The following is a 19,567-nucleotide window of genomic DNA, read 5'->3' on the forward strand; positions in this document are numbered from 1 at the left end:
CAAAAGTATGAAAATAGTTCCTCTTAAAAATAAAACATCCGTTTTTTTGTTATAAAAACAACTTAAAATAATATCCGTATTTCATCTACTATTTTTTTTCAAACCCACCATACTTTGTATCTTGTGCGGTACAACCTTTTATAAACACTAACCAAAAAAAACCAAGCATAATGCATATTGCCGTAGCGGGAAATATTGGGGCAGGGAAGACGACATTGACCAGGTTACTCTCCAAACACTACAAATGGGAAGCACATTTTGAGGATGTAGTGGACAATCCTTACCTAGACGATTTTTATACCCAAATGGAACGATGGAGCTTTAATCTTCAAATCTATTTCCTGAACAACCGGTACCGGCAAATTCTTAAAATAAGGGAAAGCGGCAAAAGTATCATCCAAGATCGAACAATTTATGAAGACGCCCATATTTTTGCACCCAACCTCCACGCCATGGGATTGATGACGAATAGGGATTTTCAAAATTATTCCAGTTTGTTCGAATTGATGGAGAGCTTGGTAGAGCCCCCGGACCTATTGATCTATTTGAGAAGTTCCATTCCCAATTTGGTAAAACAGATACATAAAAGGGGCAGGGAGTATGAAAATACCATTTCTATAGATTACCTAAGCCGGTTGAACGAACGTTACGAAGCCTGGGTACACGGCTACGAAAAAGGGAATCTTTTGGTAATCGATGTGGATCAATTGAATTTTGTTGACAATCCCGAAGATTTAGGGAGCGTCATCAATAAAATCGATGCAGAAATCCACGGCTTGTTTTAGGTAAGATTTATCAGTTTCAGTTTCCGGAACGGCCCAGCCCTATCAGGTTTTTAAGTCGTTTGTTTTGCATTGCCAACAACTTATACCCCATCAATTCCATAAGGATAAACTATTCTATTTCCTTTCATTTTAAATTGAATTGATATAAAAGGAAACCCTCTTTATACAAATACCTTCCCGTTCCCTCATTTAAACGGACACTTCCCTCATTTCCTATTTTTTAAGATTTATTCTGGCCGTATTTTTCAATTGAACTTAGACGATGTTTAACCCATCTCGCAGAACTGCGGGAACAAACCTTAAAAAAGATGGAACCAAAAAAGAATCCTAAAAAGGACCTCAACAGAAAAAGTGGACTTTTCTTTGTATTTGGACTGTTATTGGTCATGTTCCTGGCCTTTGTGGCTTTGGAATGGAAAACGTATGAACTGAAATACGTTTATGCCCCCTCAATGAACATACAGGAAAATGACATAGTGGAAGAGGTCGTTGAAAAATTCGAGATAGAAAAACCAAAGATCAAAGAGGTTTTACCCCCGGAAATTAAGATTGAGGAAGATGACGTTGAGATTATAGAAACGGAAATATTATCCACGGAATCCAATACCGACACCGAAATTATAGCAGTAGAGGATATTATAATAGATGATGTAGATGAAGAGGTAAAAGTAAATTGGGTGACCATAGAAGAAGTTCCCATTTTTCCAGGTTGTGAAAATGCAAAGGACAAAAGAGCGTGTTTTCAAAAAATGATGGTAAAACATATCAAGAAAAATTTCAAATATCCCCTTCCCGCTCAAGAAATGGGATTAGAAGGCAGGGTGGATTTACAATTCATTATAGAAAAAGACGGGGAAATCGGAACTATAAACAAACGGGGACCACACGACATTCTGGTCAAAGAGGCGGTTCGGATTATTTCCAAACTCCCAAAAATGACACCGGGAAAACAGCGGGACAAATCCGTGAAAGTATCTTTTGCACAACCTATCACATTTAAATTGCAATAAAAATCCGGGCATAAAAAACGGGGCTTTTGGAATTCCAAAGGCCCCGTTTTAGTTTTATCTCCAATAAAGACTAATTTCTATCGCTACTTTTTAAGGCAATCTCATCAGCTTTCACAGCAACCGCTTTATTTTCGGCAACTTTCAATCGTGATGCGGTTTCAACCTTGGTTCCGGTAACGTTTTTTTCTTCGGATATTTCCTCTTTATCTACCACCGCAGTATAATCTACGGTAGCTTCCGTCATATCATTATGTTCTACGTTCATCATAATGGTTTTGGAAGCTTCTTCGGTAACGTTGGCCACACCTGTATCACCGTTCAAAGCAATACTTGGTGCAATTACCAAGGCTACAACGGACATCAACTTCAGCAAGATATTCAAAGAAGGCCCTGAGGTATCCTTAAATGGATCACCAACGGTATCTCCAACAACGGCCGCTTTATGGGCATCCGTACCTTTCTTCCCTTGTTCTTCTATCATTTTCTTCGCATTGTCCCAGGCACCACCGGCGTTGGACTGGAAAATAGCCATCAACACACCACAGGTGGTAACACCTGCCAATAGCCCTCCAAGCATTTCCGCTCCGCCAAGAAAACCAACGGCAACCGGAACGGCAATGGCCAATAATCCGGGCAATACCATTTCTTTAATGGAAGCCTGTGTGGAAATCGCCACACATTTATCATACTCGGCAACACCATCGGCAGCATCAAAAACCTTTCTTTGTTCGGCAGTTGCTTTGGACATATCCGAATTTACCTCCCGCATTACTTCCAGGGCAGCTTTCAACTGGGGAATATCACGGAACTGACGGCGTACTTCTTCTATCATGGCCATTGCAGCACGACCAACCGCATTCATGGACAGGGCGGAAAATACAAAAGGAAGCATACCTCCTACCAAAAGCCCGGCCATAACGGTAGGCTTGGAAACATCGATCGCAGTAACCCCGGCCGTTTGCATAAAAGCCGCAAACAAGGCCAATGCCGTTAATGCTGCAGAAGCAATGGCAAAACCTTTACCAATGGCAGCCGTAGTATTCCCAACAGCATCCAATTTATCGGTACGTTCACGTACTTCACTGGGCAATTCCGCCATTTCGGCAATTCCGCCGGCGTTATCGGAAATAGGCCCATATGCATCAACCGCTAATTGAATTCCCGTATTTGCCAACATTCCTACCGCAGCAATCGCAATACCATATAATCCCGCAAAATGGTGCGAAACCAAAATTGCGGCAGCGATCAATATAATCGGGAACATGGTCGACATCATTCCAACACCCAAACCGGCAATTATGTTCGTGGCCGCTCCGGTCTCGGACTGGCGTACAATCGAATTCACGGGCTTGGTACCCGTACCTGTATAATATTCCGTTACCTTACCCACGGCCAGCCCTGCGACCAAACCAGCTATTACCGCAAAGAAAACACCCATACTGGAGTATTCCGACCCCCCAAAAGTCCAGGTCTCCGGTAACATCTGCTGAATAATAAAATAGGACGCCACCAACATTAAACCGGCTGATCCAAATTCACCAATATTCAAGGCAGATTGCGGATTACCACCATCTTTTACCCTTACAAAGAATGTACCTATTATGGACATAATGATTCCTATAGCGGCCAATACCAAAGGAAGATAAACGGCACCTAAACCATCGAACGCACCTGCAAAGGCCGGAATTTGAGTAAATGCGGCACCCAATACCATAGTACCGATGATAGAACCTACATAAGATTCAAAAAGGTCGGCCCCCATTCCTGCAACATCACCTACATTGTCGCCTACGTTATCCGCAATGGTAGCGGGGTTCAAAGGGTGGTCTTCCGGTATACCAGCCTCCACCTTTCCTACCAAATCCGCACCAACATCGGCAGCCTTGGTATAGATACCACCGCCAACACGTGCAAAAAGAGCAATGGACGAAGCTCCCAATGAAAATCCAGAAAGTACGTTCAATACTTCATTGATTTCCCAACCTTGTCCGCTATAGAACGCGAAAAGGGCACTAAGTCCCAAAACACCCAATCCTACAACACCTAGTCCCATTACGGCACCTCCTGCAAAAGCCACTTCAAGTGCTTTTCCTAAAGAATTCCTTGCAGCATTGGTCGTCCTTACATTTGCCTTGGTCGCTACCTTCATCCCTATGAAACCAGCCAAAGCGGAACAAATTGCCCCGACAATGAACGATACCGCCACCATTCCGTTAGATCCGGCTTCGGTGCTTCCTTTAAAAAATAATAAAATTGCCACGGCGATTACAAAAACCGAAAGGATCTTGTATTCCGCTTTTAAAAATGACATTGCCCCATCGGCAATATTTTTGGCAATTCTAGACATTTTAGCATCACCTTCATCTTGTTTTGACACCCAGGCATTTTTTACAAATACAAAAATGAGCGCCAGTACCCCAAATGCCGGTAAAAATTTCACGATTAAATCCATTGGTTTGATTCTTTATAGTTTTTTTTAACGGCAGCTAATGTAATAAAATAGAACAGAATAAAAAAAACCACCCTGAGAGAATACCCAGTGTGGTTTTAAACTATAAATATCAGTTCTTTAAATTGTGAAGGTACGTTTCTTTTTATGTTCACTTTCCTCGTATCTTTTTACGCATTGGTGATAGATGTCTATTGCCTCTGGAGCATTGCCCCAACCGCCGGTATCTACTTTTTTCTTTTCCAAATCCTTATAAACCTGAAAAAAATGCTCTATTTCCTTAAGTCGGTGCGGATTTAAATCGCTTATATCGTTTCTCATGCTCCATACGGGATCCGAAACGGGTACACAGATAATTTTCTCATCGGGGCCCTTTTCATCGGTCATATGAAATACGCCAATGGGCTTTACCTCCATAACTACCATAGGGTATGTTGGTTCCGTTCCCAAAACCAAAACGTCCAACGGATCCTTGTCCAACGCTAAGGTTTCCGGCACAAAGCCATAATCTCCCGGATACATCATAGATGAAAACAACGTTCGATCAAAGCGTATCTTATGCAGGGTAAAATCGTATTCATATTTATTCCTACTACCTTTTGGAATTTCTATCAACACATCAAATGTCACTTCTTGCTTATCAGGCATATATTCAATTTTAGATTGGCAAATTTACGTAGAGAAACGTTAAAGTATTTTGGAAATTGCATGAATTATTCGAATTAAAAACTAAATCCAAAAGTTCCGGTGACACCAAAGGGTCTGGCATTCGGATTATCCAGATAATTCCCCCTAAAATTAAAATCGATACGGAAGATTTTAAAGATATTGCCTATACCAAAAGAATATTCATAATATATATTATCGGACGGTGCCTGAAGCGGAGTAATTATGGATGCAGGGGCATTCAAGGCAATATTGGAATCCGAAAGATTCCCCCATACACCTCTTAACCCAACTATCTCCCTAAGGTTTAATTTACGTAACCAGGGGATTCGAGAGAATAACCTACCGTTAAAATTATGCTGCAAATGCAATGACAAATAGGTATCCGTTACAAATTCATAAAAATCGAGATTGTGGAATGTGCCATAATTGGAGAAAACCGTTTGATTCCCCGGTACTACACTTAAAAGCCCCAAGGGTACATCACCAAAGGTCTTACCTACCTCCAAGGTACTGAACAACCTGCCAAATCCACCGATCTGCCATGGTTGGCTGTAGGAAAACTGTAACTTGTCATAACTAAAATCGCTATCTAAAAAACCTTCTATACCTTTAGTGTAACTCACCAGCAAGGTGCTGTAATTATCATTGACGTTGACCCGCTCAACACCATTACCAATGGTCTTTTTACCGGGGGTATAAATTAAAAGCCCGTTGACATCGAATTGTCGTATTTCCGAAGCTATTCCCGTAGGGGATTCGGGGGAAACATAATCCAAGCTAAAATCCTGTGGCAATGCGGAACTCAGGGTACGAAAAGTACTTCCCAAACCAATTCTAAAATTGGTCAAAGGCTCTATTTCAATGTTCAGCGCACTCAGATTAATATTCGTCAGCCTATTGTTAGCACCCACTGTAACCAAAGATGACGAGGCAACGCTTCTCCCTAACACATCATTGGTAGCGGTAAGGCTTCCGCCCAATTGCTCTATATCCCTCCTATTCCCTCCTGAAAGGATCAAACGACTATTTTTATCCAGTAAAAATTTACCCGAAATACCGTATTTAAATTTACTGTCCTTAAAACCATAGGCAGTATACCCCTCTATACGCCACGGATCATTTTGACCAAAATAAGTTCTGGCACCCAAACGTACCCGTGGCCCTTCCGCATTATTAAAACCGACCACGCTATAGATAGAACCAAGATCTAAATTCCATTTGTCTATTTCTACATAACCGGAGGCCAAAATGCTTACCAAATTGTAATAGGTCTTGAACTTAGGGACGGTCTTTAAGGTATCTAAAAGCTTATAGATACCGGTCTCGTCCTTATTTAAGGACTCCAGACGATTTTCTGCCCAAAAAGCATCATCTTTTATGGTATACTGTAGATCGTAGGGGTTTTTATCCGCTTTGTAAAAATCCTTTGGTTTTTCCTTATCAAAAGTATACCTATCATACACCGTTGTTCTTTTTCCGTAAATCCCCTTGGATTTTTCTTTTTTTCGAAAACTGAAATCACTCAACAAATAATCCCGCTTTAGTAGAAAAACGGAATCGTTCATCACCTGAAAATCCTGTTCTATATACAGCTCTTTCACCCAATTGAGATTGGCGCTCTTAGTAACTTCCAAATTAATGTTCTTTATGGCATACGTAGAATCGTTCACCCAAAAATCACCTTTAAACGTAAGTTCGTTTTTACGTCTTGGATAGTACACAATGTTATAACACCATTTATTATCTATGAAAGCACTATCGCGCAGAGCGTAGTTATAAGTATCTATTCCCGTCTTTGATAAAGGACTGGTAAAACTTTTATCAAAGAACTTCAGGTAATTTTCATAAATGTCATAATCCTGATAGAGATCGGAAACGAATGCCAAAATAGCCTGATTGTTATCAAAGCCAGAGTTTTTCACGCCTAAAACCTCTTCCTTCTCTTCCTTTAACAAGTTATCTCCGTTCACTTTGGAAAAAGTTTCATTTAAAAAAATAGGGAGATAGGTCTTACCGGTAATCCGGGAGGTATCCAGATCTTGAAAAACGAACTCCAACCCCTTAAAGATTTTCCGTTTCATTAAGGCACTATCTATCGTATTGAGGTCAAACTCTATTTTTTCGTATTTATCAAAAGCATATTGTTTAAACTTTCGTACACCGTTCTCTCGTTTTTTTGCCCATATTTTTCTAAGGATATCCACTGCAGGGTTGTTCTTTTTGGATTGCTTTCCAGAAATCAACACCACTTCATTAAGCTGTTCCGTGGCTTCTTGAAGTGTAATTTGCATTCCATACGTAACCTTTGAACTAAGGTTTATGGACTTATTTTCATATCCAATAAAGGAAACCAACAACGTTTTATACGTGCTTTCAGACTCCAGATAAAATCTACCATTATCATCGGTAATTGTCCCCTCCGTAGAGTTTTCAAACAATATATTGGCAAAAGCCACGGGTTCACCGGACCGATCTACCACAATGCCATCCACTTTGGTCTGTGCATTTAAAAAACATATCGAAAAAAGAAAAAAGAAAAAAAAGATTCGTTTCATGAATGACGATGTATTCTCAGGAAGTCCTATCACAAATAATGTACCAATAAAAAAGCTCCCCCCACCTTGGTCGAAGAAGCTAAGATACTTTTACAAAAGGATACTTTTATTTATATAACACTTTTTTAACGGCTTTGATCACATCATTATAGTTTGGCAACCACTCCTGCAACAGTACCGGAGAATAAGGAGCCGGGGTATCGGCCGTATTTATTTTTACAATAGGTGCGTCCAAATAATCAAAAGCGTGTCTTTGAATATGATAGGTGATTTCTGTAGCTACATTTCCAAAAGGCCAAGCCTCCTCCAAAACGACCAATCTATTGGTCTTTTTTACCGATGTAAGAATGGCTTCATAATCCATTGGCTTAACCGTGCGTAAATCTATAATCTCACAACTAATACCTTCCTTCTGCAACTCATCGGCGGCCTTATCCGCTTCTTTTATAATTTTTCCAAAAGAAACCAGGGTCACATCTTTTCCTTCCCTACGGATATCGGCCACACCCAACGGAATGGTATATTCCCCTTCCGGAACTTCACCTTTATCCCCGTACATCTGTTCGGATTCCATAAAAATTACCGGATCATCATCACGAATGGCGGATTTTAAAAGCCCCTTGGCATCGGCCGGATTGGATGGCACCACAACCTTGAGTCCCGGACAGTTGGCATACCAACTCTCAAAGGCCTGGGAGTGCGTTGCCGCCAATTGACCCGCAGATGCGGTTGGCCCCCTAAAAACTATAGGACACGGAAATTGCCCTCCGGACATTTGCCTAATCTTTGCCGCATTATTGATAATCTGGTCTATACCGACCAAAGCAAAGTTAAAGGTCATGAATTCGATGATCGGCCTATTTCCCGTCATGGTAGAACCCACTCCTATTCCCGCAAAACCAAGTTCGGAAATAGGAGTATCTATAACCCGTTTTGCACCAAATTCATCCAACATTCCCTTAGAGGCCTTATACGCTCCATTGTATTCCGCTACTTCTTCCCCCATCAGGTAAATGGATTCGTCCCTGCGCATTTCTTCGGACATTGCTTCCGCTATTGCCTCTCTAAATTGTATCGTTTTCATCTGAATGATAAATTAGTCTTTGTTCTTGCCGTGAAAGCAAGCAAAAATAGGAAATTATATGTCAAAAAATCCAATGGGAGAATCAAAAAAAGTTATAAATTTATTATGCATGCATAATAAATTTATAAATAATATAGCTATCTTCGTAGCCAGTATTTAAAAGGCGATGAATAAATGAAAATATTAGTTTGTATAAGCAGTGTCCCAGATACCACTTCCAAAATAAATTTTACGGAGGACAACACAAAATTTGATACCAATGGCGTACAATTCGTAATTAATCCGAATGACGAATTTGGTTTGACCAGGGCCATGTGGTTCAAGGAAAAACAGGGGGCAACAGTGCATGTGGCCACGGTGGGAGGCCCTGCCGTTGAACCCACCATGAGAAAGGCGTTGGCCATTGGTGCGGATGAGGGCATTAGGGTAAATGCCGAACCAGTGGATGGTTTTTTTGTGGCGACACAATTAGCGGACGTTGTAAAAAATGGAAGTTATGACCTGGTTATTGGCGGTCGTGAATCCATAGATTATAATGGCAGTATGGTACCCGGTATAATGGCATCCCTGTTGGATATGAATTTTGTAAATACTTGTATAAATCTGGAGGTCGAAGGCACCAATGTCAAAGCTGTTCGGGAGATCGACGGCGGAAAAGAGACCTTGAACACTTCCCTGCCCCTGGTTATTGGGGGACAAAAGGGACTGGTTGAAGAAAGTGACCTGCGAATCCCGAATATGCGAGGTATCATGATGGCCCGCCAAAAGAAACTGAACGTTATAGAACCTATTGAGGCTACAAAGGCTACCGAAGATGTAAAGTTTGAAAAGCCCGCACCAAAAGGAGCTGTAAAATTGGCCGATAATGTAACCGAATTGATCGATCTTTTACATAACGAAGCCAAGGTCATCTAATTATCAAAATAAAAGCAGCAGATTCAAGAAAACCATTTTTGCCCTCAGATGGTTATGGGGATTAATTTGAAATTAAAAATATTATGTCAGTATTAGTATATACAGAGTCCGAAAACGGAAAATTTAAAAAAAATGCTTTTGAGGTTGCCTCTTATGCGACCGAAGTTGCCCGACAAATGGAAACTTCCGTTACGGCTATATCCATTAATTCCAGTGAAAATGAGGAACTTGGAAATTACGGTATTTCAAAAGTTTTGAATATACAAAACGATGCCCTTAACGTTTTTAATGCCAGCGGATATGCCAAGGCCGTAGCCAAGGCCGTGGAACACGAAAGTGCCACTCTCATAATTGTAAGTTCCAGTGCGGACACCAAATACATGGCACCACTTTTAGCGGCTTCCTTAAAAGCGGGATACGTTCCCAACGTTGTCGCCACTCCCGAGAGCATAACCCCATTTACGGTAAAACGCACCGCATTCAGCAATAAAGGTTTTGCCTATACCCAAATAGCTACGGATATTAAGGTAATAGGGGTTTCCAACAATGCCTTTGGCATCGTTGAAAATAAAACCGAAGTCGCAATTGAAGATTTTGATGTATCTCTGGAGGATGCAATTTTCAATACTAAATCCGCGGATATCGATAAAGTAACGGGGAAAGCCACCATTGCGGATGCCGATATCGTCGTTTCCGCCGGACGCGGGCTTAAAGGTCCTGAAAATTGGGACATGATAGAAGAGCTTGCAGGTGTACTTGGCGCGGCCACTGCCTGTTCCAAACCAGTTTCCGATCTGGGTTGGAGACCACACGGAGAGCATGTAGGCCAAACCGGAAAACCGGTGGCCAGCAATTTATATATTGCCATAGGTATTTCAGGAGCCATTCAACATTTGGCCGGTGTAAGTGCCTCCAAAACCAAGGTAGTGATCAATACCGATCCAGAAGCGCCTTTCTTTAAGGCAGCCGATTATGGTATTGTGGGAGATGCTTTTGAAGTAGTACCCCAACTGATCGAAAAATTAAAGGAATTTAAAGCCCAGAACAGCTAATTTTTGTTAATTTGTGCCCGAAAGGGCTGTTCAAATAGTTGGCGTCCCAATGGTTTGAACAGCCCTTTCTATTTTATATGACCCACATGAGTTTAGTACGATTAAAAATAAAGGGGATTTCCTATAGCCAAACACAAAACGGTGCTTATGCCCTTATTTTGAATGAAGTAGAAGGAGATCGAAAACTACCTATCGTCATTGGTGCTTTTGAAGCGCAGTCCATTGCTATTGCATTGGAGAAAGAAATAAAGCCCCCAAGGCCATTGACCCATGATCTTTTCAAGAATTTTTCGGATCGTTTTGATATCATCATCAAACAAGTGATTATCCATAAATTGGTCGATGGTGTGTTTTATTCAAGTATTATTTGCGAACGGGACGGTATTGAAGAAATTGTAGATGCCCGGACCAGTGACGCCATAGCCCTGGCCCTTCGTTTTAATGCCCCCATCTTTACCTATAAGACTATTCTGGACAAAGCCGGTATTTTCCTGAAATTTTCATCCAAGGACAAAGAAAAAAAGGATGGCGAAGGCAGTATTATGGTAGATGAAATTCTTCAGGAGGGAGAAACGGTAGAGATAGAATCCGGGGCTTCGGACGGTTACACGGAACTAACCGTTGAAGAGTTGGAGCTAGAACTCAAGAAGGCCGTAAATAACGAAGACTATGAAAAAGCGGCCAAACTAAGGGATGAAATATCCAAAAGAAACTGATGGATCAACCCCTCCAATATGAATAAAAAAATAGCGCTCTCATTGATTATTGCGCTTATTGCCATAAGCGTGTCTTCCCAGGGCACTATTACCTCACAAACCATTGAAAATATTATTGACACTACTATTGTCAACGATATTTCCCAGTCCGAAGTTCCAAAGATCATCCCCAACGAAGGGTTTTCCCTCAACAGCCTTTGGAGAGGTGCCCTTGGCATGCTCGTATTACTCTTATTAGCCTACTTGTTCAGTGCCAATAGAAAAGCGATCAATTGGAAAACTGTCGGTATAGGTATCGGAATTCAGTTGATCTTGGCTATTGGAATCCTTAAGGTCAAGGCCGTAAAGTGGTTTTTTGATATTTTGGGCAAATTCTTTAATGAAATATTAAATTTTACACTATCGGGCAGTAAATTCATATTTGGCAATCTCCTAAATTTAGATGACCCCAGCATCGGTTATGTTTTTGCTTTTCAAATTTTACCGACAATAATATTCTTCTCGGCGCTCACTTCCGTTCTCTACTATTTTGGCATTATTCAAAAAGTAGTAAAGGCCCTGGCCTGGTTATTGACCAAAGCTTTTGGTATTTCGGGGGCGGAAAGCCTTTCCGTTGCCGGGAACATATTTTTAGGGCAAACCGAGGCACCTTTGCTTATAAAGGCTTATCTGGAAAAAATGAACAAATCCGAAATCCTTTTGGTCATGATCGGAGGTATGGCCACGGTAGCCGGTGGCGTACTTGCGGCCTACATAGGATTTCTTGGGGGAAACGACCCGGTTCTCAGATTGGAATTTGCCCGGCACCTAATAGCCGCATCGGTCATGGCCGCACCCGGAGCGGTGGTAATATCCAAAATTTTATACCCGCAAACCGAGGCCATAAACAGTAAGGTCAAAATTTCCAATGCAAAAATAGGGAGCAATGTTTTGGACGCTATTTCCAATGGCACATCAGAAGGTTTAAAATTGGCCATAAACGTAGGTGCCATGCTCTTGATTTTTATAGCTTTCATAGCGATGATCAACGGAGGTCTGGAATTAATAGGGGAAATAGGGTCCGTTAATTCATGGATCGCAGGCAATTCCGTATATGAAAAACTATCGCTAGAGAGCATTTTAGGGACCATTTTTGCCCCATTAATGTGGTTAATAGGTGTTAATGACAATGATGTGATGCTTATGGGACAACTCTTGGGCATTAAACTGGCCGCTAGTGAATTCATAGGTTATTCCCAATTGGCGGAGCTTAAAAACATGGCCAGTTCCACGCACTTTACCTACAACAAATCGGTAATTATGGCTACGTATATGCTCTGCGGATTTGCCAATTTTGCTTCCATCGGTATTCAAATTGGAGGAATAGGTTCATTGGCCCCGGGGCAACGGAAAACACTTTCGGAATTCGGAATGAAGGCGGTTCTGGGCGGTTCATTGGCCTCTTTACTTTCAGCCACCATGGCGGGAATGATTTTAGGATAAGGGTGAAGGTCTAAAAAATAATCATGAGAAATTTTAGGGAACTTGAAGTCTGGACAGATGCCCGAGCCTTAGTAAAAGAAATCTATGCTCCCACATCTTCGCTGCCGCCTCAGAAAAATTTGGCCCTGTATCGCAAATAAATAGATGTGCTATATCCATTCCGGCGAATATTACAGAGGGTTGTGCATAATATTCCCAAAAAGACTTTGTCCGTTTGCTTCAAATTAGTTTTGGCTCCAGTTATGAATTGGAAACTCATATTATTCTTTGTGAAGATTTAGATTTTATCAGTATAACTTCTGCATAAACAACCATTAAATAGATTCAAAACCTTCAAAAACGAATCTCATCGTTAATAAAATATAATAAATCATAGGTTACAATCCTTTACCCTTAACGCTTTACCTTTTAACTTTATCCACCATGAAACAATACCACGATTTACTAAAACATGTTCTGGAAAACGGAAATCAAAAAGGAGACCGTACGGGTACGGGTACCAAGAGTGTATTTGGTTATCAAATGCGGTTTGATCTTTCCAAGGGCTTCCCGATGGTCACTACAAAAAAACTGCATTTAAAATCGATCATATATGAATTGCTATGGTTTCTAAAGGGCGATACGAATATTGGCTATCTACAGGAGAAAGGGGTACGTATTTGGAACGAATGGGCAGATGAGCAGGGAAATCTTGGCCCCGTTTACGGACACCAATGGCGGAACTGGAACAATGATGAAATTGATCAAATCAAAGAAATTGTGCATTCGTTAAAAAACAACCCCAACAGTAGGCGTATGTTGGTTTCCGCATGGAACCCCAGTGTTCTGCCCGACACCTCCAAGTCTTTTTCGGAAAATGTTGCCAATGGGAAGGCTGCCCTACCCCCCTGCCATGCATTTTTTCAGTTTTATGTAAGTCCACCGGCACCAGAAGGAAACAAAAATGCACGCCCCAGGTTATCATTACAGTTATACCAAAGAAGTGCGGATATATTTTTAGGGGTTCCGTTCAATATAGCTTCCTATGCATTATTTACCATGATGATGGCCCAAGTCTGCGGCTATGAAGCGGGGGACTTCATCCATACTTTTGGAGACGCACATATTTATAACAACCATATGGAACAGGTTGAGCTTCAATTGAGCAGAGAATTTAGGCCATTGCCCAAAATGATACTGAACCCGGAAGTGAAAGACATTCTTGATTTTAAATTCGAGGACTTTACATTGGTGGATTACGATCCACATCCACATATTAAAGGGGTGGTTGCGGTTTAATGCAATTTATTTCCGTATAGTATCAAAGGCCCTATCGGTTATTTCTTTATCTTACGATAAAATTGTTAGTAATGTTGCTTACCGATTCCCTATTGGATTTCTTTCTGGAAACCCGGGCTTATACCGAAACCCTTTGCAAACCTTTGGAAATTGAAGATTATGTGGTGCAGCCCATAGTGGATGTCTCCCCACCCAAATGGCACTTGGGGCATACCACATGGTTTTTTGAGGAATTTATCCTAAAGGTTTACGTCCCGGATTATAAAATTTTTGACGGAGATTTTTCCTATGTATTCAATAGCTATTATGAAACCATCGGGAAGCGAGTAGTACGTTCCGATCGTGGAAATCTCTCCAGACCGTCCGTTGAGAAAGTGTACGCTTATCGCAACTATGTTACGGATGCCATGAAAGCTCTATTCTCCATAGATCAGAACAAATCCTTATATGATTTACTTGAAATTGGAATCCACCATGAAAAACAACACCAAGAACTATTGCTAACGGATATCAAGTACATTTTGGGGAACAATCCCCTATTGCCCAAATATTCAGATGCATTTAAAGAACATCCATCGGAACAATACCAACAGGAATGGATAGCTGTAGATGAAGGCGTTTATGAAATAGGGCATCGTTCCAATGAGTTTTGTTATGACAATGAATTGGGAAGGCATAAAGTATATTTACATGCTTATGAAATATCCAACAAATTGGTGACCAATGCGGAGTTCGTCAACTTTATTGAAGCCGGCGGCTATGAAAAGTTCGACCTATGGCATGCCGAAGCATGGGACTGGGTAAATAATAATCAGATTAAAGCCCCTTTATATTGGCATAAAATTGATGACGATTGGCATCATTACACCATGAACGGTCTTCAAAAATTAGATACGGTCATGCCGGTCACCCATATTTCTTATTTTGAGGCCTTTGCCTTTGCCCAATGGAGCGGTTTCAGATTGCCCACAGAATTCGAATGGGAAACCGCACAGACCTATTTCCCCTGGGGAAAGCGATGGGAATGGACGGAGAGTGCCTATTTGCCCTATCCCAACTATCAAAAAGCAGATGGGGCATTAGGAGAATACAACGGCAAGTTCATGGTAAACCAAAAAGTACTCCGTGGAGGTTCCGTGGCCACTCCCAATAAACATACACGCCATACATACCGTAATTTTTTTCAACCCAATCTTAGATGGCAATATACCGGATTAAGGTTGGCCAGATAATCCCGACAAACCGCACATGCATAAAACCCTTTCTCCACCACTGACATCCGAATTTGAAAAAGATGTTCATAAAGGCTTGACCGACTTTCCCAAACACTTATCCTCGAAATACTTTTACGATAAAAAAGGGGATCGGCTCTTTCAGGACATCATGGCCATGCCGGAATATTATCTGACCAATTGCGAGTATGATATTCTGGAAACGTACCAACATGAAATCTGCCAACTGTTCTCAAAGGGGCCCAATACTTTTAATTTAATAGAATTGGGAGCCGGAGATGGTAAAAAGACCAAAATTCTGCTTCGGCATTTATCGGAAAATAAGATCGATTTTAAATACCTGCCCATTGATATAAGTCAAAACGCCTTAGATCAATTAAATGTCTCCATTCAAAAAGAACTGCCCCAAGTGACGACAGAAACATTGCAGGGCACGTATTTTGAAGTATTGGAATCCATTGCAAAACTCAATGGCACCAGAAAGGTAATCCTATTTTTAGGATCCAATATCGGAAACCTTTTGCACCACCAAGCCATAGATTTTTTAAATCGCATCCAGGAACTCATGACGGATGACGATTTGCTTTTTATGGGTTTTGATCAAAAGAAAGATCCACAGACCATATTAGATGCCTATAATGATGCCCAGGGAATAACCGCTGCATTCAATAAAAATCTACTTTCCCGCATCAATAGTGAATTGGATGCGGATTTTAATATTGAGGACTTCCTACATTGGGAAGTATATGATCCGGAAACCGGAACCGCCAAAAGTTATTTGGTCTCTAAAAGAGAGCAATCCGTTAGGATCAATAAAATAGACCTAAACGTGCATTTTAAGCAATGGGAAACCATACACACTGAAATTTCCCAGAAATATGACGACCAAATAGTGGCAAGGCTGGCGAAAAAGGCCCATTTAAAAATAGTAACCGAGTTTAGCGATACGGATAATCGCTATAAAAACTATGTATTCAAAAAAAGTAGCACGTAACCCAAAACCATATCAGAAATATGAAAGCTATCTGGAACAATACCATAATTGCCGAAAGTGATGATACGCTAATAGTAGAAAACAATCATTATTTTCCACCCGAAAGTATTAAAAAAGAATACTTTAAAGAAAGCTCAAGCCATACCGTCTGTCCGTGGAAAGGGCAGGCTTCATATTACAGTTTGGAGGTAAATGGAGCGGAAAACAAGGATGCCGCCTGGTATTACCCCGAGGTAAGTGAGCTTGCGAAAGGGATCAAAGGCCGGGTCGCCTTTTGGAAAGGTGTAGAAATTACAGAGTAATTACTGTGCCTAAAAACAAGAAAGGGGAAATCATTCATTAGATTTCCCCATTATCCATTTCCTTATTGAACTTACTATAATTCTAGAACGGCGTTCTCGGAACCTGCATAATCATTCCATTGATAACGATCAGCTTCCGATTCGTTGATATAAACACCATCTACCAAGTATCTAAATTCATAAGAATTCTCTTTTGGAAGATTAAAAGTGCCTTTAAAAGTGCCGTTTTTCAACTTTTTTAAAGTGCTCTCTTCAGAACTCCAATTATTAAAATCTCCTACAACGGCCACTTTTTCAGCTTCTTCGGCCGGGACCGTAAAAGTAACCTTGCATATAGGCTTGGTTTTTAAATATTGTTTTGCAATTGCCATGATTTTCTTTTTAAATGTTAAAATTTAGAGCAAAGCAATACATTAAAAAGCTCATTTCCAATGACTCATATCATTTTTATCAATTTGATAAAAATTTAATAACAATTAATAACAACTGTAAATTTCGCCCTATCAAAAATCTAAAGTATTCAATCGTTACAACGCTGTTTTTAAGATTCTTACTATTTCGTTTAAATCACTTTCTTCATTATAAAAATGAAAACCAAGCCTTATCCCCTCACCCCTTTGGGCACAGTGTACATTATTATTCCGTAAGAGTTGGAATATTCGATCATTCCCTTTGATATTAAATATGGTACTATGTCCTTTTCTTCGCATTATGGTCTCTTTTAAAAGTCCCATTTCTGAAAAAGTTTCTTTCGCCAATTGCGAAATTTTTAAACTGTGGTCGGAAATACGCTCTACGCCTATACTTTTCATATATTCCAAGGAGAATTTTAAACTTCCAAAATTTAGACAGGATAGATGTCCGGGTTCAAATTTCTTGGCGAACCTTATATCATTTTTTTGATCAAAGTTCCCATCTGCAGCGTTAAAACCAATCGAGTTCAAAGAAAAAGTATCTTTTGCCTGATCGGAGAATAGCATAAAGCCATTACCATAACCGGCCAACAACCATTTATAGCCACTTGCTCCCAAAACATCTATTCCAGAGGTTTCAAAGTCAAATGTTCGTGTTCCACAGAATTGTGTGCCATCCGCGATAATGATTAAATCGGGGTGTTCTTTTTTCAAATTTTTCAAAAAACCCAAATCGACCATAAATCCATCGACCCACTGTACTAGGCTCAATGCAAGTACGTTTATATGATCTTTGGCAATAATTTCCTTTAAACGTTCTTCCAAATTGTTGGCCGCCTTTGTGTAAGAAATCTTAAAATCCCTATTTTCAAACGACCAGTTCACGGATGGATAATCATTCTCCAAAAGCAATACTTTCTTCTTTTTATCCATTCCTCCTAACAAGACATTCAGTCCTGTAGAAAAATTATTGATAAGGGAAACGTTTTGCCATTTACATTTGAAAAAATCGCCGACCGTTGAACGGGTATCCGATATCAATTTTAGTGATCTTTCACGCATATCACTGGCATGCACTAAAAAATCCAGATCATGCCCCTGTCTCCAATTCATCAATGAATCATATAACGGTCCATAAGTTGCCGTATCAACATAAATACCTTTTCTTAAAACGGGGAACTCTTTCCTTATCTTTTCCATAGATCAAAGGTGCTATTGAATTGGTTTATCTTTGTACTAAAGATAGCTATATCCATTCACCCATATATTTATTAATGGATGCAGCGGAATCCAAAATACGTGTAATAATTTAAGGTGAAAAATTTGGACAAAAAAAACTACAAAGGCTCAATAACCATAATAGCCGCAGCTTCCGAAAACGATGCGCTTGGAAAGGACAATGATTTAGTATGGCATCTCCCCGATGATTTTATGCGATTTAAAAAGATAACCATGGGACATAAAATCATCATGGGCCGTAAAACTTTTGAGAGCCTTCCAAAACCGTTGCCCGATCGCACCCATATTATTATTACAAGAAGTAAAAAATATGTGGTCGAATTTGATGACTGTATTGTAGTGCACTCCTTAAAAAAGGCTTTACAACTTGCAGAAGGTGAGGATGCGTTTATTATTGGCGGGGGCGAAATTTATAGACAAAGTGAAAAATTTGCGGATAAAATTGAATTAACACGAGTCCATGCCCACTTAGAAGCGGATACCTTTTTCCCAAAAATAAACAACGAAAACTGGCAATTGGTACAAGAAACGTTTCATCCAAAAGATGACCGACATCAATATGCCTTTACTTATTTGACCTATGTAAGGCCACAAATAGATTAGAAATCCAGATAACGGATTTGCTTCTTTCCCTTAAAATCTTTTAAAATGCCTTTCAATACTTTAGTATCCAGATTAGAATAAAATCCATGATTTCCTTTTATCCCATTTTCATTTAAGAGATCGTTTTTTTCTAAAATAGCTTTCGTTTGCCTTGCCACGGCTTCTCCCGAGTCTATAATGGTTATATTCCCGGGAATTATTTCTCGGATCAATGGAATCAAATAAGGATAATGTGTACACCCTAAAACCAAATAGTCTATTCCCCCATCCAACATAGGCTTCAGATATTCCTGTAAAAGCGCACGTGCCCCTTCATTTTCCAATGCTCCGTTTTCTATCAGTTCTACCAGTCCTTTTCCTTGTCTTTCAATAACTTCAATACCGTTTGCGTGCAATTGTGAAGTGCTATTAAAAAGACTACTGCTTAAAGTTCCCTTGGTTGCCAAAATGCCTACCTTTTTCGATTTGGTATGCAGGGCCGCGGGCTTAATGGCGGGCTCTATGCCGATAAAAAATATATTACAATAGGTTTTCCTTAAATGTTGTATCGCATTGGTGGTAGCCGTATTACAGGCAACCACGATCAATTTACATTTTTTTTCAAGAAGAAGTTCCGTGTTTTTAATACTGAGTCGAAGTATTTCCTCGGATGATTTTTCACCATAAGGAGCGTTCTTACTATCTGCCAGATAAATTGTATGTTCATAGGGCAAAAGGCCAACTATCTCTTTCCAAATAGAAGTCCCTCCAATTCCTGAATCAAAAATTCCGATTGGATGATCGTTCATA

The 19,567-nt window shown here is 40.3% G+C and carries 18 protein-coding genes and 1 pseudogene; 12 read left to right on the top strand and 7 right to left on the bottom strand.

Going from position 1 to position 19,567, the window contains the following annotated elements:
- Positions 1–170 precede the first annotated feature (170 nt).
- Positions 171–785: a deoxynucleoside kinase gene (locus tag ACKWB9_RS10525; protein ID WP_414002967.1), complete on the top strand. Its 615-nt coding sequence runs from the start codon at positions 171–173 to the stop codon at positions 783–785.
- A gap of 308 nt (positions 786–1,093) precedes the next feature.
- On the top strand, positions 1,094–1,795 hold the full coding sequence (locus ACKWB9_RS10530; RefSeq protein ID WP_414002968.1) for an energy transducer TonB: 702 nt from the start codon (positions 1,094–1,096) through the stop codon (positions 1,793–1,795).
- A gap of 70 nt (positions 1,796–1,865) precedes the next feature.
- Here the strand turns inward: ACKWB9_RS10530 and ACKWB9_RS10535 are convergent, their stop codons facing one another.
- The 4 genes from ACKWB9_RS10535 to ACKWB9_RS10550 form a co-directional block, all read right to left on the bottom strand.
- Complete coding sequence (locus ACKWB9_RS10535; RefSeq protein WP_414002969.1) at positions 1,866–4,247, bottom strand: sodium-translocating pyrophosphatase; 2,382 nt, start codon at positions 4,245–4,247, stop codon at positions 1,866–1,868.
- A gap of 117 nt (positions 4,248–4,364) precedes the next feature.
- Positions 4,365–4,892 carry an inorganic diphosphatase gene (locus ACKWB9_RS10540; protein ID WP_414002970.1) on the bottom strand — a complete coding sequence of 176 codons (528 nt, stop codon included), beginning with the start codon at positions 4,890–4,892 and terminating at the stop codon, positions 4,365–4,367.
- Positions 4,893–4,966: 74 nt separating this feature from the next.
- Complete coding sequence (locus tag ACKWB9_RS10545; RefSeq protein ID WP_414002971.1) at positions 4,967–7,468, bottom strand: DUF5686 family protein; 2,502 nt, start codon at positions 7,466–7,468, stop codon at positions 4,967–4,969.
- A gap of 106 nt (positions 7,469–7,574) precedes the next feature.
- Positions 7,575–8,552 (bottom strand): pyruvate dehydrogenase complex E1 component subunit beta, encoded by a 978-nt coding sequence (locus tag ACKWB9_RS10550; protein WP_414002972.1) that lies wholly within the window; start codon positions 8,550–8,552, stop codon positions 7,575–7,577.
- Positions 8,553–8,726: 174 nt separating this feature from the next.
- Between ACKWB9_RS10550 and ACKWB9_RS10555 the strand changes: the two genes are divergently transcribed.
- From ACKWB9_RS10555 to ACKWB9_RS10595, 9 genes and pseudogenes are all read left to right on the top strand, one after another.
- The gene (locus ACKWB9_RS10555; protein WP_414002973.1) at positions 8,727–9,467 is read left to right on the top strand and encodes an electron transfer flavoprotein subunit beta/FixA family protein; all 741 of its coding nucleotides are present in this window, start codon (positions 8,727–8,729) and stop codon (positions 9,465–9,467) included.
- A gap of 83 nt (positions 9,468–9,550) precedes the next feature.
- Positions 9,551–10,519, top strand: a complete 969-nt coding sequence (locus tag ACKWB9_RS10560) for an electron transfer flavoprotein subunit alpha/FixB family protein (protein ID WP_414002974.1) — start codon at positions 9,551–9,553, stop codon at positions 10,517–10,519.
- An 86-nt stretch (positions 10,520–10,605) separates the two neighbouring features.
- On the top strand, positions 10,606–11,235 hold the full coding sequence (locus tag ACKWB9_RS10565; RefSeq protein WP_414002975.1) for a bifunctional nuclease family protein: 630 nt from the start codon (positions 10,606–10,608) through the stop codon (positions 11,233–11,235).
- An 18-nt stretch (positions 11,236–11,253) separates the two neighbouring features.
- Positions 11,254–12,717 carry a NupC/NupG family nucleoside CNT transporter gene (locus tag ACKWB9_RS10570; RefSeq protein WP_414002976.1) on the top strand — a complete coding sequence of 488 codons (1,464 nt, stop codon included), beginning with the start codon at positions 11,254–11,256 and terminating at the stop codon, positions 12,715–12,717.
- A gap of 94 nt (positions 12,718–12,811) precedes the next feature.
- A pseudogene (locus ACKWB9_RS10575) lies at positions 12,812–13,024 on the top strand (four helix bundle protein).
- Between the two features lie 116 nt (positions 13,025–13,140).
- Positions 13,141–13,995 carry a thymidylate synthase gene (locus tag ACKWB9_RS10580; protein ID WP_414002977.1) on the top strand — a complete coding sequence of 285 codons (855 nt, stop codon included), beginning with the start codon at positions 13,141–13,143 and terminating at the stop codon, positions 13,993–13,995.
- A gap of 71 nt (positions 13,996–14,066) precedes the next feature.
- Complete coding sequence (egtB, locus tag ACKWB9_RS10585; RefSeq protein ID WP_414002978.1) at positions 14,067–15,227, top strand: ergothioneine biosynthesis protein EgtB; 1,161 nt, start codon at positions 14,067–14,069, stop codon at positions 15,225–15,227.
- A 16-nt stretch (positions 15,228–15,243) separates the two neighbouring features.
- Positions 15,244–16,221, top strand: coding sequence for an L-histidine N(alpha)-methyltransferase (egtD, locus tag ACKWB9_RS10590; protein ID WP_414002979.1), 978 nt, complete (start codon positions 15,244–15,246; stop codon positions 16,219–16,221).
- Between the two features lie 20 nt (positions 16,222–16,241).
- On the top strand, positions 16,242–16,523 hold the full coding sequence (locus ACKWB9_RS10595) for a DUF427 domain-containing protein (protein WP_414002980.1): 282 nt from the start codon (positions 16,242–16,244) through the stop codon (positions 16,521–16,523).
- A gap of 74 nt (positions 16,524–16,597) precedes the next feature.
- Here ACKWB9_RS10595 and ACKWB9_RS10600 read toward each other — a convergent pair whose 3' ends face one another.
- Complete coding sequence (locus tag ACKWB9_RS10600) at positions 16,598–16,894, bottom strand: isoamylase early set domain-containing protein (RefSeq protein WP_414002981.1); 297 nt, start codon at positions 16,892–16,894, stop codon at positions 16,598–16,600.
- Between the two features lie 156 nt (positions 16,895–17,050).
- A complete protein-coding gene (locus ACKWB9_RS10605; RefSeq protein ID WP_414002982.1) occupies positions 17,051–18,136 on the bottom strand; it encodes an aminotransferase class V-fold PLP-dependent enzyme in 1,086 nt (361 codons plus the stop codon).
- Between the two features lie 114 nt (positions 18,137–18,250).
- Here ACKWB9_RS10605 and ACKWB9_RS10610 point away from each other — a divergent pair, with 114 nt between their 5' ends.
- On the top strand, positions 18,251–18,778 hold the full coding sequence (locus tag ACKWB9_RS10610) for a dihydrofolate reductase (RefSeq protein WP_414002983.1): 528 nt from the start codon (positions 18,251–18,253) through the stop codon (positions 18,776–18,778).
- Here ACKWB9_RS10610 and murI read toward each other — a convergent pair.
- Positions 18,775–19,566: a glutamate racemase gene (murI, locus tag ACKWB9_RS10615; protein WP_414002984.1), complete on the bottom strand. Its 792-nt coding sequence runs from the start codon at positions 19,564–19,566 to the stop codon at positions 18,775–18,777. The two genes, ACKWB9_RS10610 and murI, sit on opposite strands and share 4 nt — an antisense overlap.
- Position 19,567 lies beyond the last annotated feature (1 nt).

It is taken from the genome of Maribacter spongiae (assembly GCF_047345125.1).
In the GTDB taxonomy this organism is placed as follows: Bacteria; Bacteroidota; Bacteroidia; order Flavobacteriales; family Flavobacteriaceae; genus Maribacter.

What these genes read in the sequence shown, in the direction of transcription:
- ACKWB9_RS10525 (WP_414002967.1), top strand. Translation starts at nt 171, where the DNA reads ATGCATATTGCCGTAGCGGGAAATATTGGGGCAGGGAAGACGACATTG.
- ACKWB9_RS10530 (WP_414002968.1), top strand. Translation starts at nt 1,094, where the DNA reads ATGGAACCAAAAAAGAATCCTAAAAAGGACCTCAACAGAAAAAGTGGA.
- ACKWB9_RS10535 (WP_414002969.1), bottom strand. Translation starts at nt 4,247, where the DNA reads ATGGATTTAATCGTGAAATTTTTACCGGCATTTGGGGTACTGGCGCTC.
- ACKWB9_RS10540 (WP_414002970.1), bottom strand. Translation starts at nt 4,892, where the DNA reads ATGCCTGATAAGCAAGAAGTGACATTTGATGTGTTGATAGAAATTCCA.
- ACKWB9_RS10545 (WP_414002971.1), bottom strand. Translation starts at nt 7,468, where the DNA reads ATGAAACGAATCTTTTTTTTCTTTTTTCTTTTTTCGATATGTTTTTTA.
- ACKWB9_RS10550 (WP_414002972.1), bottom strand. Translation starts at nt 8,552, where the DNA reads ATGAAAACGATACAATTTAGAGAGGCAATAGCGGAAGCAATGTCCGAA.
- ACKWB9_RS10555 (WP_414002973.1), top strand. Translation starts at nt 8,727, where the DNA reads ATGAAAATATTAGTTTGTATAAGCAGTGTCCCAGATACCACTTCCAAA.
- ACKWB9_RS10560 (WP_414002974.1), top strand. Translation starts at nt 9,551, where the DNA reads ATGTCAGTATTAGTATATACAGAGTCCGAAAACGGAAAATTTAAAAAA.
- ACKWB9_RS10565 (WP_414002975.1), top strand. Translation starts at nt 10,606, where the DNA reads ATGAGTTTAGTACGATTAAAAATAAAGGGGATTTCCTATAGCCAAACA.
- ACKWB9_RS10570 (WP_414002976.1), top strand. Translation starts at nt 11,254, where the DNA reads ATGAATAAAAAAATAGCGCTCTCATTGATTATTGCGCTTATTGCCATA.
- ACKWB9_RS10580 (WP_414002977.1), top strand. Translation starts at nt 13,141, where the DNA reads ATGAAACAATACCACGATTTACTAAAACATGTTCTGGAAAACGGAAAT.
- egtB (WP_414002978.1), top strand. Translation starts at nt 14,067, where the DNA reads ATGTTGCTTACCGATTCCCTATTGGATTTCTTTCTGGAAACCCGGGCT.
- egtD (WP_414002979.1), top strand. Translation starts at nt 15,244, where the DNA reads ATGCATAAAACCCTTTCTCCACCACTGACATCCGAATTTGAAAAAGAT.
- ACKWB9_RS10595 (WP_414002980.1), top strand. Translation starts at nt 16,242, where the DNA reads ATGAAAGCTATCTGGAACAATACCATAATTGCCGAAAGTGATGATACG.
- ACKWB9_RS10600 (WP_414002981.1), bottom strand. Translation starts at nt 16,894, where the DNA reads ATGGCAATTGCAAAACAATATTTAAAAACCAAGCCTATATGCAAGGTT.
- ACKWB9_RS10605 (WP_414002982.1), bottom strand. Translation starts at nt 18,136, where the DNA reads ATGGAAAAGATAAGGAAAGAGTTCCCCGTTTTAAGAAAAGGTATTTAT.
- murI (WP_414002984.1), bottom strand. Translation starts at nt 19,566, where the DNA reads ATGAACGATCATCCAATCGGAATTTTTGATTCAGGAATTGGAGGGACT.